Origin of the sequence: Vibrio sp. 10N.261.51.F12, assembly GCF_041471725.1 — a bacterium.
Lineage (GTDB): Bacteria > Pseudomonadota > Gammaproteobacteria > Enterobacterales > Vibrionaceae > Vibrio.
Genome location: NZ_JBFROV010000077.1, coordinates 1 through 216, shown reverse-complemented (window position 1 = coordinate 216; position 216 = coordinate 1). Strand labels below are relative to the sequence as shown.

The 216-nt window shown below is 49.5% G+C and carries 1 protein-coding gene; it reads right to left on the bottom strand.

The genetic code is table 11. The features are described from left to right. Positions 1–216: Ig-like domain-containing protein (locus AB4405_RS24320; RefSeq protein WP_372063112.1), on the bottom strand; the 216-nt coding region annotated here is incomplete at both ends.

Below are 216 nucleotides of genomic sequence, written 5' to 3'. Positions count from 1 at the left end.
GTGATGGTGATGGTTTGTGGTTCGCTCGCCAAACCTTCGTTATCAATGGCAACGTAGGTAAAAGTCACGTCTTCAGATTGACCATTAGTCAGGTCTTGGAAGTCCTCACCTGGATCAAAGGTATAGGTGCCATTGTTGAAGCTTAATGACCCTTTGCCATCAGGGATATCGGTCGCTAAGGCGTACGACGCCACGTTGCCATCGACATCGGAGCCT